Source organism: Streptomyces sp. NPDC045431 (genome assembly GCF_040646655.1).
Taxonomy (GTDB): domain Bacteria; phylum Actinomycetota; class Actinomycetes; order Streptomycetales; family Streptomycetaceae; genus Streptomyces.
The window spans coordinates 114,424-128,121 of record NZ_JBEZAQ010000009.1; the positions used below are offsets into that span (position 1 = coordinate 114,424).

General features: G+C 73.8%; 11 protein-coding genes and 1 pseudogene. 8 read left to right on the forward strand and 4 right to left on the reverse strand.

Going from position 1 to position 13,698, the window contains the following annotated elements; genetic code table 11:
• Positions 1-47: 47 nt before the first annotated feature.
• Positions 48-239, reverse strand: coding sequence for a DUF2795 domain-containing protein (locus AB0A69_RS20325; protein ID WP_361423497.1), 192 nt, complete (start codon positions 237-239; stop codon positions 48-50).
• A 241-nt stretch (positions 240-480) separates the two neighbouring features.
• Here AB0A69_RS20325 and AB0A69_RS20330 point away from each other — a divergent pair, with 241 nt between their 5' ends.
• Positions 481-708 (forward strand): DUF5133 domain-containing protein, encoded by a 228-nt coding sequence (locus tag AB0A69_RS20330; RefSeq protein ID WP_361423500.1) that lies wholly within the window; start codon positions 481-483, stop codon positions 706-708.
• A gap of 306 nt (positions 709-1,014) precedes the next feature.
• On the opposite strand, the gene AB0A69_RS20335 is transcribed toward AB0A69_RS20330, so the two are convergent.
• Positions 1,015-2,055 carry a MurR/RpiR family transcriptional regulator gene (locus AB0A69_RS20335; RefSeq protein ID WP_361423503.1) on the reverse strand — a complete coding sequence of 347 codons (1,041 nt, stop codon included), beginning with the start codon at positions 2,053-2,055 and terminating at the stop codon, positions 1,015-1,017.
• A gap of 200 nt (positions 2,056-2,255) precedes the next feature.
• On the opposite strand from AB0A69_RS20335, the gene AB0A69_RS20340 reads away from it, so the two are divergent.
• The 4 genes from AB0A69_RS20340 to AB0A69_RS20355 all read left to right on the forward strand — a co-directional run bounded on the left by AB0A69_RS20340 (position 2,256) and on the right by AB0A69_RS20355 (position 9,409).
• Positions 2,256-5,246 (forward strand): SpoIIE family protein phosphatase, encoded by a 2,991-nt coding sequence (locus AB0A69_RS20340; protein WP_361423506.1) that lies wholly within the window; start codon positions 2,256-2,258, stop codon positions 5,244-5,246.
• Between the two features lie 171 nt (positions 5,247-5,417).
• Positions 5,418-7,838 (forward strand): SpoIIE family protein phosphatase, encoded by a 2,421-nt coding sequence (locus AB0A69_RS20345; RefSeq protein ID WP_361423508.1) that lies wholly within the window; start codon positions 5,418-5,420, stop codon positions 7,836-7,838.
• An 80-nt stretch (positions 7,839-7,918) separates the two neighbouring features.
• Complete coding sequence (locus tag AB0A69_RS20350) at positions 7,919-8,257, forward strand: DUF3140 domain-containing protein (RefSeq protein ID WP_361423511.1); 339 nt, start codon at positions 7,919-7,921, stop codon at positions 8,255-8,257.
• Positions 8,258-8,377: 120 nt separating this feature from the next.
• Positions 8,378-9,409, forward strand: a complete 1,032-nt coding sequence (locus tag AB0A69_RS20355) for a DNA topoisomerase IB (protein ID WP_361423514.1) — start codon at positions 8,378-8,380, stop codon at positions 9,407-9,409.
• Between the two features lie 90 nt (positions 9,410-9,499).
• Here AB0A69_RS20355 and AB0A69_RS20360 read toward each other — a convergent pair whose 3' ends face one another.
• Complete coding sequence (locus tag AB0A69_RS20360; RefSeq protein ID WP_361423517.1) at positions 9,500-10,228, reverse strand: SDR family oxidoreductase; 729 nt, start codon at positions 10,226-10,228, stop codon at positions 9,500-9,502.
• A 335-nt stretch (positions 10,229-10,563) separates the two neighbouring features.
• Between AB0A69_RS20360 and AB0A69_RS20365 the strand changes: the two genes are divergently transcribed.
• Positions 10,564-11,886: an MFS transporter gene (locus tag AB0A69_RS20365; RefSeq protein WP_361423520.1), complete on the forward strand. Its 1,323-nt coding sequence runs from the start codon at positions 10,564-10,566 to the stop codon at positions 11,884-11,886.
• A gap of 476 nt (positions 11,887-12,362) precedes the next feature.
• Here the strand turns inward: AB0A69_RS20365 and AB0A69_RS20370 are convergent, their stop codons facing one another.
• The gene (locus AB0A69_RS20370; RefSeq protein ID WP_361423777.1) at positions 12,363-12,797 is read right to left on the reverse strand and encodes a hypothetical protein; all 435 of its coding nucleotides are present in this window, start codon (positions 12,795-12,797) and stop codon (positions 12,363-12,365) included.
• Between the two features lie 389 nt (positions 12,798-13,186).
• Between AB0A69_RS20370 and AB0A69_RS20375 the strand changes: the two are divergent.
• Both AB0A69_RS20375 and AB0A69_RS20380 read left to right on the forward strand, forming a co-directional pair.
• Positions 13,187-13,356, forward strand: a pseudogene (locus tag AB0A69_RS20375) (IS5/IS1182 family transposase); the annotation flags it as partial.
• Between the two features lie 69 nt (positions 13,357-13,425).
• Positions 13,426-13,671, forward strand: coding sequence for a DUF2283 domain-containing protein (locus AB0A69_RS20380; protein WP_361423523.1), 246 nt, complete (start codon positions 13,426-13,428; stop codon positions 13,669-13,671).
• The last annotated feature ends 27 nt before the right edge of the window (positions 13,672-13,698 follow it).

Consider the following 13,698-nt stretch of genomic DNA (forward strand, 5'->3'; position numbering starts at 1 on the left):
CGCGGGGCGGGGCGGCGGGGCGGAGGTCTTCCCTTGCTCAGGCCCGTTCAGGATTCCCTGCCCACCTCCTTGTTGATGGCGGCCGGCGAGTCGTAGTCCTTCTCCGGCAGCGATTTCAGCGCGTCCATGACCTCCCGGCTGGCCTTGTGCTTCTGCGCCGTGCCGACGATGTCCTTCTTCGACGCGGGGTAGTGCACGCCGCCGAGGGCCTTCTGCATTTCGATGGGGTTCACGTTCATGTGCGATGAATACCCGCCTAAAGGGGAAACATCACCGGAAAGCGGACAATCGCCTTGTGTGTCCACGCTGCGCGGATCCGTCACGGTTGCATCACAATGTCGGTTGAGGAGCGGACGGCGCGGGCACATCCAAGTGCGGGGATGGCGTCCCGGTCGCGGGACTGGCGCACCCGGCCTCGGGAGGTCGGCATCGGCATCCCTCCCTCTGTGTGCTGTGTGGCGTGGAAAGGCAGGTACGTTCATGCTGTTGGCGCATCCCGCGGTGCTTCAGGAGCTCGTCGCCCGTTACGAATCCCTGTGTGCCGCCGCTCAGGGGCTGTCGATCGCCCCCGACCTCAAACGCCGGCTCGACGACGTGACGTACACGCTCTGCGTGACGACCGGCACCCGGCAGCTCGACCAGGCGCTGGCCGCGGCCCGCGCCAGGCTCGCCGCCACGGCCGCAAGTGCCACGGCCGCAAGTACCTGACCGGCCGAATTAAGGCGGCCCCGGTCCAGGGGTTGACCGGGGCCGCCACGGGCATCCGAGGGGAGACGGAGTGCCCGGCGGGACACCGCGGGACCGGCGCGAGGAGGGAGCGTCGATCGAGGGTGTCCGGCCCAAGGCCCTGTCAGAGGCCTTGAGAGGGGTGTACCGGATGACCGACGTGCTCGGTCCCGGCCGTTCGAGCAGTAAATATATTTACCGTCGAGTAAGCAAGTGCATGAAAAATTTCATGCGAGCCGGTGGCGTGAAAACACCCCCGGCGATGCGTCCGTCGGACGTCGGCGGGGGTCAGTCGTCCAGGAAGAAACTGTGCTGTTCGGCGGCCTGTTCGTACCCTTCCAGCCGCAATTGCGTCCGCTCCGGATGCGCGTCCGCCATCGCCTGGAGCACGGACGCCGCCACCACCCCGGGCGCCGCGTACGAATCGAAGACGAGGCGTGATCCGGTCCCGGCCGTCAGCGTCACCTCCGCCTCGTCGACCAGCGGCCCCAGCGTCAGGTCCGTGATCAGCGCGATCCGCAGCCCCGTGCGGCGCGCCGCACGCATGGCGGCCAGCGTCTCCTTGGCGTGCCGCGGCATCGCGAACGCCAGCACCCAGGTGCCCCCCGCCTCCTTCGACTGCAGCAGCGCGTCATAGGCGACGCTGCCGCCCCGGGTCACCAGGCGTACGTCGGGGTGGATGCGCCGCGCCGCGTACGCGAAGTACTCCGCCAGCGACACCGAGATGCGCAGGCCCAGCACCGTCAGCGGTACAGACCCGGCCAGCTCCCGGCCGACGTCCAGGATCTGGCCCGGGTCCGCCACCGCACGGCGCAGCGCCTCCAGGTTCTCGATCTCCGCGTCGATGGCCGCCTGCAGCTCGTTGCGCCGGACCTCGTCGTCGGTGTCCGGCACCCCGGCGACCGCGCCCAGGGCGATGGGCTGCAGCGCCTCGCGCAGCGCCGGGAACCCGCTGTAGCCGAGGGAGGTGGCGAACCGGGTCACCGACGGCTGGCTGACCCCGACCCGCTCCGCGAGATCCGTGATCGACAGGAACGCGGCCTCGGTGAGGTGGTCGATCATGTACTGGGCGATGCGCCGCTGGGCGGGGGAGAGGCGGTGGCCGCCGAAGAGCGCCAGCACCCGGTCCGAGGGCGCCTGCCGCTCGTCCCGTTCCGGCCGCGCGTCCCGCCGGTCCGGCCCGGCCGGTTCCGCCGGCTCACCCGGCCCGGACGGCGTCGCCGACCCGCCCGGCTGGGCCGCCTCGGCCGGGCCCTGCCGGCCGCCGGTGGGTCGCCGCCCCGGCCTGATCGCGGCCGCCTGTGCGCGTGCCTGCTGCCCTGATGGCACCGGCGTGCCTCCTTCCAGTCCCGATCGTCCTCAACATACTTCACCTCCCTCGACGCCCTCCGGCCGCCGGAGCGCCCACCGATGTGCACGACCGGGCCCGGCGGGAGCATCCTGGGGGTGTCCCGTGTGTCCCCCGGTACGGCGCGGGGTCGCGGCGCCGCGACCCCGCGGGCCGGCTCCCGCTGAGAGGTGGGACGACGATGGCAGACGGCCCGCACGGCGAGCCTCGCTCACGGCTCCGGCCCGACGGGGAAGTCCCCGCCCCGCCGCCGGACGCCCCGCCCCGGCTGCGCGCCCCGGAGGTCGGCGGCCCGGCCCCGCGCTCCGCGCCCCGCCCGGCCGGCGCGGAGGCGCGGCCCGGCGCGGCACCGGCCGCCGGCGGCGCGCCCGCGGTGGGCGACGTGCAGGCGGGCGGAGCCGAGGACACCACCGGGAGCGGCCGGGCATCCGGCGGGCCGGGCGGCGGGCAGACGGCCTACGCGGGACGCGGCCGGGGCGCCGGGCCCCCGGCCACCGGGCGGCCCGTCGACGAGCTGTCCCTGGTCGCCGCGCAGGCCGCCGTCGGTGCCGTCGAGGCCGCCGGCGGGTACGTCGGCGCCGTCTATCTGCGCTCGCGGACGGCCGGACTGCTGCGGCTCGCGGTGCTGTGCGGGCTGCCGGGCCCGCTCTTCCGGCCCTGGTGGCGCATGCACGTGAACCGCCCCTTCCCCATCGCCGAGGCGTACCGCTCCTGCCGGACCGTCGCCCTCTCCGACGCCGAGGACGCCATGCGCCGCTTCCCGCAGCTGATGGCGGGGCTGCCGTTCCCCTTCGGGTCGCTGTACGCGCCCGTCGCCGTCGGCCGCGAGAAGTTCGGGGTGCTGGTGGTGCTGCGCGCCGCCACACCGGGCCGCCCCGTCGACGCGGCCGACCGCCACCGGACCGAAAGCGTCGCGCGGCGCCTCGGCGCCCGCCTCGCGGACCTCGCGCGGCGGGGCGCCGACGTCGCGTGGGACCACGAGCCCGTCTGCGTACAGCCGCCCGCGGACACGACGGCACCGGTGCGCGTCGGCCGGCTCGACTGGGACATCGGCAGCGGAGCCGTCACGGCCGACGCGGGGCTGCGCGCCCTCCTGGGCGGCGAGGGACCCGACGGCTTCCCCGGCACCATCGAGGCCCTGGCGGGACGGCTGTCGCCGGAGGACGCGTACGGACTGTGGGCGCTCGCGGCACAGACGGCAGGGACGGCACAGACGGCACAGACGGCGGAGAGGGGGGAGGCAGCGGAGACGGGGGAGGCGGGTGAGGCGGGGGAGACGGCACAGACGGCGAAGACAGCAGGGCCGGCACACACGGCAGAGAGGGGAGAGACGGCAGAGACGGGGGAGACGGCAGAGACGGGGAAGGCGGGTGAGACCAGGAACGCGGCGGAGACCAGGAACGCGAGGGACGCGGGGGAGCGGCAACGACCCGCGACCCGTGGCATCTGGCTGCGCGGAGCCGACGGGCGGCCCTGCCTCCTGGAGCTGTCCGCCCACGGCGGCCCGGCGGGCGGCCGCCGCCTCTCCGGCACCCTGGTCGACGCCGGCACCGGACCGCTCGTCGCCGCGGCGGCCGACCGGCTGCCCCGGGGCATGCTCGCCGTCGACCGGCTCGGCCGGGTCACGTACGCAAGCCGCACCGCCGAGACCCTGCTCGGGCTGGACCGCGGCCGGCTGGTCGGACGGGTCCTGTGGGAGGAGGTGGCGTGGCTGGGGCAGCCCGCGCACGAGGACCACTTCCGGGCCGCGCTCCTGTCGGACGAGCCCGTGCACTTCATGGCCCACCGTGCCCCGGACCGCTGGCTGGCGGTCTCCCTCCACCCCGGGCGCGACGGACTGACGATCACCCTCACCGCCGAGGAGCAGCCCGTGTACACACCGGGCTCCGTGACCGCGCCGGGCGCCGGTCTGGGCGCGGGCCTGGGCGGCGCGGGCGGGGCCCTGGGCGCCGGGCTCGGTTCGCCGGCCGACCGGGCGTCCGTCCTCTACCGCCCGGTCGCCCTCGCCATCGCGCTGACCGAGGCCGTCACCATCCGCCAGGTCTCCGCCGTGGTCACCGAGGAGCTGCTGCCCGCCTTCGGCGGCCGCCAGCTCGCGATCTACCTCCTGGGCGAGCGCCATCTCCACCTGGCCTGGGAGACGGGCTTCCCGCAGGGCTTCCTCGACCGGTTCGACGGCGTCGGCCTCGACGCACGGCTGCCCGGCGTGGAGACCCTCACCTCCGGGCGGCCCCTCTTCTTCGAGTCGATGCAGCGCCTGGCCCACGCCTACCCCGGCATCCCCCTCGACGCCCACGTCGGCGCCCGCGCCTTCCTGCCGCTGATCGCCTCCGGCCGCCCCATCGGCTCCTGCATCCTCGGGTTCGATCAGCCCCGCGGCTTCAGCCCCGAGGAGCGCACGGTCCTCACGGCGCTGGCGGGCCTCATCGCCCAGGCACTCAAGCGGGCCCAGCGCTACGACTCCGAGGCGGCCCTCGCCCGCGGCCTCCAGGGCGCCCTGCTGCCGCACCGCCTGCCGCGGCTGCGGAACGTCGAGATCACCGCCCGGTACCTGCCCGGCACCCAGGGCATGGAGGTCGGCGGCGACTGGTACGACGTGACCGAGACCGGCCGGAGCGTGGCCCTCGTGATCGGCGACGTCCAGGGCCACGGGGTCGCCGCCGCCGCGACCATGGGCCAGCTGCGCAGCGCCGTACGCGCCTTCGCGCTCAGCGGGCACGACCCGCAGGAGATCATGAGCGGCACCAACCGGCTCCTCATCGACCTCGACCCCGGCCAGTTCGCCACCTGCTGCTACGTCGACCTCGACCCGGATACCGGCACCGCCCGCGCCGTACGGGCCGGACACCCGCAGCCGCTGCTGCGCCACCCCGACGGCCGGGTCGAGGTCCTCGACCTGCCCGGCGGCGTCGTCCTCGGTGTCGCCCCGGACGCCACGTACCCGGTGACCGAACTGTGCCTGCCGCCGGGAGCGGTCCTCGCGCTGTTCACCGACGGGCTGGTGGAGCAGCCCGGAACCGACATCGACCTCGGCATCGAGCGTCTCTGCGGCGCCCTCGCGTCGGTCTCCACCGGCTCGCTGGCCGACGTGGCGGACCGGCTGGTCCGCGAGGCGACGACGGCCGCCGACCGCCCCGACGACATCGCCCTGCTGCTGGCCTCCCGCGCGTAGGCCTCTTCCGGCGCTCACTCCGCCGGGGGCAGGGGCGGCGCGGCCGGCCGGAGACGGGCCCACCAGGCGACGACGGCCGTCGGAGAGCCGGGCCGAGCCCCGTGTGGAGTGAGCGCGGTTGTGCGCTCCCCGGGGCCGGGCGAGCATGAGGAGACGACGAAGGCAGGTGCCATGAGCGCGGTGAACGCAGCCGAGGGTGCCGACTTCCGGGGCCCCCTCGACGTCACGAGAGCGGCGACCGCCGTCCTGGACGCCGACGGCACGGTCGTCGGCTGGAGCCCGGCGGCCCAGGCGCTGCTGGGCCACCCGGCCAAGGAAGCGGTGGGCCGCCCCATCGGCAATCTCGTCGTGGACCGCGCCGGGGCGTACCGGATGGCCGCGCGGCTGCCCGGCGCCTCCGAGGCACGCCGCCAGATCCTGCACATGCGCCACTACGACGGCCGCATCATCCGCGTCACCACCGCGACCCTCCCGCTGTTCCACACGACCGAGGGCCCGGGCGCCGACACCGGCCCCGCCCGGCTCCTCGCGCTGGCCGACGCCGACGAGACCGAGCACTGGGAGGCCCTCCAGTCGATGCTGCGCGGCCTCGCCACCCAGTCGCCCGTCGGCCTGGCCATCTACGACACCGACCTGAGGGTCGTCTGGACCAACCACGCCCTGTTCAAGGAGATGGGCACCGCCCAGTACGCGGGCCTGCGCCCCGACGACATGGTCGCCGACGGCGAGATCCTCTCCCTGGGCTACCCGCCCACGCTGGAGGAGACCATGCGGCGGGTCCTCGGCACCGGCGAGCCCGTCATCGAGCTCCATTACCGTGGCCGCCCGCCCGCCGACCCCCTCCACGACCACGTGTGGTCGTGCTCGTACTACCGCCTCCAGGACGCGACCGGCGCCACGCTCGGGGTGTGCGAGGAGACCGTCGACATCACCGACCGCTACCTCGCCCAGCAGCGCCTCGACCTGCTCGTACGGGCCGGAGGCCGCGTCGGCACCACCCTCGACATGGTCCACACGGCGCAGGAGCTGTCCGCGGTGACCGTCCCGCAGTTCGCCGACGCCGTCACCGTCGACCTCCTCGACGCCGTCCTCGAGGGCGACCACCCCAGCCCCGGCACCGCGCCCGCCCGGCGGGTCGTCCGCGTCTGGGGCGGCCCCGTCGACGGCACGCCCCCGCCCTCGCCGGGGGAACGCCACCCGGTCGACTACCCGCCCGACTCGCCCCAGGCGCGCTGCCTGGCCACCGGCCGCCCCGTCCTGGACACCCCGCCGGACGCGGACCCGGCCGCCTCCCGGCTCGTCGTACCGCTGCGCACCGAGGGCACCCCGCTCGGCGTCGTCACCTTCACCCGGGACCGCCACCCCGACCCGTTCGGCGCGGCCGACCTGCCGGTCGCCGACGAACTCGTCGCCCGCGCCGCCGTCTGCATCGACAACGCCCGCCGCTACACCCGCGAGCACACCGCCGCCCTCATGCTCCAGCGCAGCCTGCTGCCCCGCAGCCTGCCCCGGCTCACCGGAGTGGAGCTCGCCTACCGCTACCTGCCCGCCGACATCAAGGCGGGCGTCGGCGGCGACTGGTTCGACGTCATCTCCCTCTCCGGCAAGCGCGTCGGGCTCGTCGTCGGCGACGTCGTCGGCCACGGGCTGCGCGCCGCCGCCACCATGGGCCGGCTGCGCACCAGCGTCCGCGTCCTCGCCCAGCTGGACCTCCCGCCCGACGAGCTCCTCACCCGGCTGGACGACCTCATCACCCAGAGCGCCCACGAGCAGATGGCCGTCCCGCACGGCCGCGAGGAGGCGCCCGACGACGCCGCCCTCGGCGTCACCTGCCTGTACGCCGTCTACGACCCGGTCACCGGACGGTGCAGCATGGCCCGCGCCGGCCACCCGCTGCCCGCCCTCGTCGACCCCACCACCGGCACCGTCACCTACCCCGACCTGCCCGCCGGGCCGCCCCTCGGCCTCGGCGGCCTGCCCTTCGAGGGCGCGGAGTTCACCCTCCCCGAAGGGTCCCTCCTGGCCCTCTTCACCGACGGCCTCGTCCAGGGCCGCGAACGGGACCGCGACACCGAGCTCGGCGCCCTGCGCACCGTCCTCGCCGACCACCGCCGCCCCCTGGAGGACCTGTGCGACCGGGCCGTCGCCACGCTGCTGCCCGGCCCCGTCGACGACGACGCCGCCCTCCTCCTCGTACGCACCCACCTCCTCGACGCCCACCAGGTCGTCACCTGGGAGCTGTCCGACAGCCCCGAGATGGTGGGCCGCGCCCGCGCCCTGGCCACCGGCCAGCTCGGGGCCTGGGGCTACGACGGCGACGTCACCTTCACCACCGAGCTGGTCGTCAGCGAACTCGTCACCAACGCCATCCGGTACGCCGCCGGGCCCGTCCAGCTGCGCCTCATCCGCGACCGCACCCTCATCTGCGAGGTCTCCGACACCGGCCACACCTCGCCCCACCTGCGCCGGGCCGGCAGCGAGGACGAGGGCGGGCGCGGCCTCTTCCTCGTCGCCCAGATGAGCCAGCAGTGGGGCACCCGCTACACCGCCACGGGGAAGACGATCTGGGCCGAGCAGACGCTCCCGCCCTGACGCGGTGACGTTTGTGTCCGGTCGGCACCGGAAACCCGGGAGTCGTCCGCAACGTCGGGAGGAACGCCAGGAGGCACGTCATGGCAGCGTCCGATCAGATCAGCGCGGAACTGTGGGACGAGTTCCACACCGTCGTCAACATGACCTCGCGCGAGCTGCAGGAGTGGCTGAACGTCGCATCGGCCGGCGAGGAGACCGAAGTCGTGCCCGACCAGTCGGGGAAGGCCATGGGGCGGCGGGTCCTGGAGATCCTCGGCAAGCGGCGCACCGACCTCACCGAGGACGACGTCGAGGTCATGCGGCGGGTCTGCGAGATCGTCCGCTCCCAGCGCGGCCCGGACATGGAGCCCACGGCCGGCGGCGAGGGATGGCGCCACGGCCTGATGGACATCGGCCACGACCCGCTGAAGCCCGTGTAGGCCCCTGCCCGCGATCCGACCCCACCTCCCTCGGCCCCACCACCCCACCCCGTACCCCCTCGACCCCACAACCCCACACCGGCGCCCGCGGATCCTCCGGCGGCGTCCGAGGAGGTGCCCTTGCGTCTCCGCCACAGCAGGCCCACCGACCCCGGCTACACCCGCGTCCGCCACGGGCGCGGTTTCCGCTACCTCGACGCCCACGGCGCCCCGTTGCGCGACCCGGCCGAACTGGCCCGGATCAAGGCGCTCGTCATCCCGCCCGCCTGGCGGGACGTGTGGATCTGCGCCCGCCCCAACGGCCACCTCCAGGCCGTCGGCACCGACACCGCGGGCCGCCGCCAGTACCTGTACCACCCCCAGTTCCGTGCCGAGCAGGAGCAGGCCAAACACGACCACGTCCTCGACGTGGCCGAGGCCCTGCCCGCCGTACGCGAGGCCGTCGAGGGCCACCTGGGGGACCGCGGGCTCACCCGGCAGCGGGTCCTCGCCACCGCCGTCCGCCTGCTCGACCTCGGCTTCTTCCGCATCGGCAGCGACCGCTACGTCGAACTCAACAGCAGCTACGGCCTGACCACCCTGCTGCGCGAGCACTCCCGCTGCCAGAGCGGCGCCGTCGTCTTCACCTACCCCGGCAAACACGGCCGCGAGCTCATCCAGACCGTCGCCGACCCCGCCACCTGCCGCAGCCTCACCGCCCTGATGCGGCGACGCGGCGGCGGCGACCGGCTCTTCGCCTACTGGGAACGCCCCGCCTGGCGCGAGGTGACCGGCGCCGACGTCAACGCCTACCTGAGGGAACTGGCCGGGCTGGAGATCACCGCCAAGGACTTCCGCACCTGGCACGCCACCGTCATGGCCGCCATCGCGCTCGCCGTCTCCCAGCCCGTCGCCCGCAGCGAGACCGCCCGCCGCCGCGCCATCGCCCGCGCGGCGCGTGAGGTCTCCGCGTACCTGGGCAACACCCCCGCCGTCTGCCGCGCCTCCTACATCAACCCGCGCGTGATCGAGTTGTACGAGGAGGGGGTCACGGTCGCGGCGGCGCTGCCGCACCTCGGCGACGAGACCACGTACGGCATCCCCGCCACCCAGGGCCCCGCCGAGCGGGCCGTCCTGCGGATGCTGCGGACCGGGCAGGCGCCGCCGGCCTGATCACGGCCGGGGCGGCTCGGCGCCGGGCCGGCTCACGGCCAGGACGGCCCACCAAGGCTCACGGCGGGAGCGGTTCAGCGCCGGGCCGGCTCACGGCCAGGACGGCTCCTTGCGTGGCACCACCACCAGCTCGGACACGGCACTCGTCTCCGGCACCGACAGCGCGTACAGCACCGTGTCCGCCACGATGTCCGGGCTCTGGAGCAGCGACACGTCCGCGTCCGGGAAGCGCTCCAGGATGAACTGCGTCTCCATGCCGCCCGCGATGATCCCCGTGACCCCGATGCCCGGGCAGTCCCGCTGGGCCTCCTTGAACAGGGTGTGCGTGAACGCCCGCAGCCCCGTCTTCGCCGCCGAGTACGGGCCCGCCTCCGTCCAGGTGCGGTTCGACGCCGTCGACAGGATGTTGACGATGTGGCCGCCGCCCCGGGCGACCATGCGACGGTAGGTCTCCAGGCACAGGTACATCGGGCCCAGCAGGTTGGTGGTCACCACCCGGGTCACCTCCTCGGCCGTCAGGTGCTCGATCGGCTTGGAGACGTCCACGGCGGCGTTGTTCACCAGCACGTCCACCCGCCCACCGTCCGCCTCCAGCTCCGTGAACACCTCCGCGACCGCCCGCGCGTCGCGTACGTCCAGCTCCACGAACCGGGCGGCGTCCCCCAGCTCCTCGCACAGCTCGCGGGCCTGCTCCTTGCGGACGTCCGCGATCAGGACGGACGCGCCCGCTCCCGCCAGCTTCCGGGTGATCGCGGCACCGAGCCCCCGCGCGCCGCCGGTCACCAGCGCCTGCTTGCCCCGAAGGTCGACCCTGCCCATGTCCGTGCCTCCTCCTGCCGAGTCCTGCTCCTCCCACTGTGGCCTGTGCCACTACGCTCGGCATGCCGGACGGTCACTGTGAGCAAGCACACCAGAAGTGCCGTAAGCCCAGGTCAGCGCGCACATCACCGGTCGATGACGTCCCACGGCGCACCGGAGGGCCCTCTCGTCCCACTGGCACTTCTGCCACCATGGTCGACGCTGTGGAACCGCCTCCGACGAGGTGCGCAGCAGCAGACAGATCCGGTGGACCGGCCGTGCAGAGCAGCACGCGTCGTTCTCTTCCGCCGATTCCGCCATCCGAGTCCACCGGCTCGTCACCGAGTAGCCCTCCTGTGCCTTCTTCCTCCGCGTCTTCTTCCTCCACGCCTTCGGCCGCCCCTGCCGACCGTTCCCCCTGGCGTTCGCTCACGTACCGCAGCATGCGCTGGTGGTCCGTGGCGAATTTCGTCTCGAACGCCGGTACGTGGATGCAGCTCACCGTCCAGAACCTGCTGGTCCTCCAGATCACCGGCTCCGCCGCCGCGACGGGCCTCTCCCTCTCCGTCCAGGCCGCGCCCGGCCTGCTCATGAGCCTCGCGGGCGGCGCCGCCGTCGACCGCTGGCCCCGGAAGCTGACCGCCGCCGTCAGCCAGGGCCTGCTGGGCGCGGTCGCGTTCGTGACGGCGTTCCTCGTCGCGTTCGACCAGCTCAACGTGGGCGTCCTGATGGCGCTGGCCGCCGTGACCGGCCTCATCGCCACCGTCGACGGCCCCGCGTGCTCCCTGCTCGGCAACGACCTCGTCCGCCCGGAGGACGTCCCCTCGGCGATCGGCGTCGGCTCCCTCGTCCACAACGCGGGCCGCCTCGCGGGCGCGGGCCTCGCGGGCCTCGCCGTCGGCGTCTTCGGCACGGCCGCCGCGTACGCCGCGAACGGCGTGTCCTTCCTCTTCGTCGCCGCGGTCATCCCCTTCCTGCGGCCGGTCAAGGCCACGCCCGCCGCCGCGGCGCCGGCCGTCCGCGAGCCGCGCGACGACATGACGGCACGCGAGGGCCTCGCCTTCTTCGCGCGCCGCCCGCGGCTGGTCGCCCTCGCCGGCATCAGCGGCATCAGCGCGATCTTCGGCCGCAACTACGGGCTCACCCTCGCCGTCCTGGTCACCGGCCCGCTCGCCGGCGGAGCCGGGGCCTTCGGCACGGTCTCCACGGTCCTGGCCGTCGGTGGCATCGTCGGCGCGGTCCTCGGTGCGCGGCTGCGCAAGCCGTCGGTCCGCCTCGTCGGCCTCATGGCCACGGCGGGCGCCCTCCTCCAGGTCCTGGCCGGGCTCTCGCCCTCCCTCGCCGTCCTCCTGGTGCTCGTCCTGCCGATGGCCGTCGTCGAGTCGATCTCCGACACGGCCGGTACGACCGTCCTCCAGACCGACCCGCCCGCCCACATGCGGGGCCGCGTGCTCGGCGTCTGGAACAGCATCCGCACCGTGTGGTCCCTCCTCGCCCCGCCGGCCCTCGGCCTCCTCATGGAGCTCGCGGGCGCCCGCGGCGCCCTGGTGACGGGCGGCCTCCTCATCACGGCGGCCATCGCCGCGGGCCACTTCCTGCACCGCCGCCGCACACCCACGCCGGTACTGGTCCACACGGAGACCCTCACGTCCCGCCCGGCCCTGGGCACGGCGGCGTAGCGACGCGCGTCCGCGGCCGCCGAGGCGACCGACCTCGCGTCCGCGACCTGGTTGCGGCCCGATCGATTGCGGCTCCGACCCGGCGGGCGGGGTACGTGCGGCGGCCCCGCAGCCTGGAGCACCAGGAGGCACGGAGCGTTTCCCAGGCCGACCCGCGTCGTTGAGCCGCTCGCTCGGCGACGGTCAGCTTCTCCCGCACGTACACCAGGTGCGGTTGCCGGCAGCGCGGCCACGGCTCGTCGGCGGGCCACAGCGGCGCCCCGCCCACCGAGCTCTCGTACGGGCCGGGGCTTCCGGTAAAGGGCCTGAGGAGGGTCCCGGGGCGTACGTACGACGCCAAAGAGGGGAACCGGTTCAGAAGTTCGGCGACGGTGACGGTCGGTGCGGTCATCCAAGCACGCTAGGCCTGTCCCGCGGATCAGGGTCGCAGGGGCCGCCAAGATCCGCCGGACAGGGCCTGGGTCCGGTCCGGGCGGTCATGGCTCCCGGTCGGCGGAGCGTTGGGCGACCGTGATGCTGGCGAGGGTGCGCTGGAGCCGACGGGCTGCCTCTTCGGCTTCCGTGTACTGCTGGAGGGTCGGCGGGATGGCACCAAAGGTGGAGCCGTCGTCGGCAGGCAGGGCGCGCCAGTGCAGGACGGGCGTGAACGCCGTGGCAGCTGCGCCGATGAACCAGGCCAGGCGTCCGTGGACGTGGGCGAGGGCGATGGCAAGGGCGGCGAGCGCTTCCCGCAGGCGTTCCAGCCGGTCCACCGCGGGAAGGCCCTCTTGGAACTGCGAAGTGCCGATGGCTGCGTCCAGGTCGGCGGCGGCCTTCGCGGCGATGTGCTGGTCAGCGAGGGAAACGACCCACGCTCCGTCGCGGATCAGCCGTTCGGCTTCCTCCGCCAGGTCCTCAATAGCCGTCCGCATGTCCACGCCCCGCACCCTATTTCATCAGCGAGATGGGCGGCCAACGCGACTGGACGGTGGCTCGCGCCGACGGCGCGGAGCAGGGGAGTCGCCCCTGCGGAGCCGACCGGCGGCCTTCCGTCCGAGACGAGATCGCCGCGTCCCTCGCGGACGTACGACGCGGTGAAGCAGTTGGCATTCGGGTGATCTCTTCCCACAGCAGAACCGTTTTCTTGCGGAGGTCCGGCAGCCGGATGGGGAAACGTAATCCGGTCAGCAGTCCAGCAGGGACGGCCGTCGGCGGCGCGGCATCCTCGTCTGGCTCGGCGGCCGCTTCGTACAGATCATCCGATCGTTGGTCTGGTTGTGTCGTTGATTGACGCGCACTGGCACGGATTGAGCCGCCCTCAGCCGGGAAGCGGGCGGTGAACTCCTCCCACGCCAAGATCCGCGCCGTCGGAGAGCAGGCCAACGCCACCCTGAAGAGTCGGCGGCTCCTGCGCAAACTCCGTTGCAGCGCCCCCACATCAGCGACATCGTCAAGGCCGTCCTGGCCCTGCACCCCGCCACGGCAGCCTGAGATCGCTGTGGCCGGAGGCATGGACAAGGACAGCGCCACCATCAACGACAGTAAGGGGGACCGCTCACCGTGACAGACATCAGAGTGACCTACGACAAGACCGTCAACGCAGCGTACGTGTACCTCACCGAACCGCAGGCTCGCGTGACGTCCGCGCGCATGTATCCCTGCGATCCCGTGGACGTCGACGGCATGATCAACCTCGACTTCGACGAGCAGGGCCGCCTCATCGGCCTCGAGGTGTTGGCGGCCAGTTCGAAGCTGCCCGAGTACCTGCTCCAGTCCGCGGAGCGACTTGACACCGAAGGTGCATGATCAGCCGAGCACCGCGCTCGCGGCGAA

Coding starts and splice junctions, on each gene's coding strand:
- AB0A69_RS20325 (WP_361423497.1), bottom strand. CDS start 239: ATGAACGTGAACCCCATCGAAATGCAGAAGGCCCTCGGCGGCGTGCAC.
- AB0A69_RS20330 (WP_361423500.1), top strand. CDS start 481: ATGCTGTTGGCGCATCCCGCGGTGCTTCAGGAGCTCGTCGCCCGTTAC.
- AB0A69_RS20340 (WP_361423506.1), top strand. CDS start 2,256: ATGGCAGACGGCCCGCACGGCGAGCCTCGCTCACGGCTCCGGCCCGAC.
- AB0A69_RS20345 (WP_361423508.1), top strand. CDS start 5,418: ATGAGCGCGGTGAACGCAGCCGAGGGTGCCGACTTCCGGGGCCCCCTC.
- AB0A69_RS20350 (WP_361423511.1), top strand. CDS start 7,919: ATGGCAGCGTCCGATCAGATCAGCGCGGAACTGTGGGACGAGTTCCAC.
- AB0A69_RS20360 (WP_361423517.1), bottom strand. CDS start 10,228: ATGGGCAGGGTCGACCTTCGGGGCAAGCAGGCGCTGGTGACCGGCGGC.
- AB0A69_RS20370 (WP_361423777.1), bottom strand. CDS start 12,797: ATGCGGACGGCTATTGAGGACCTGGCGGAGGAAGCCGAACGGCTGATC.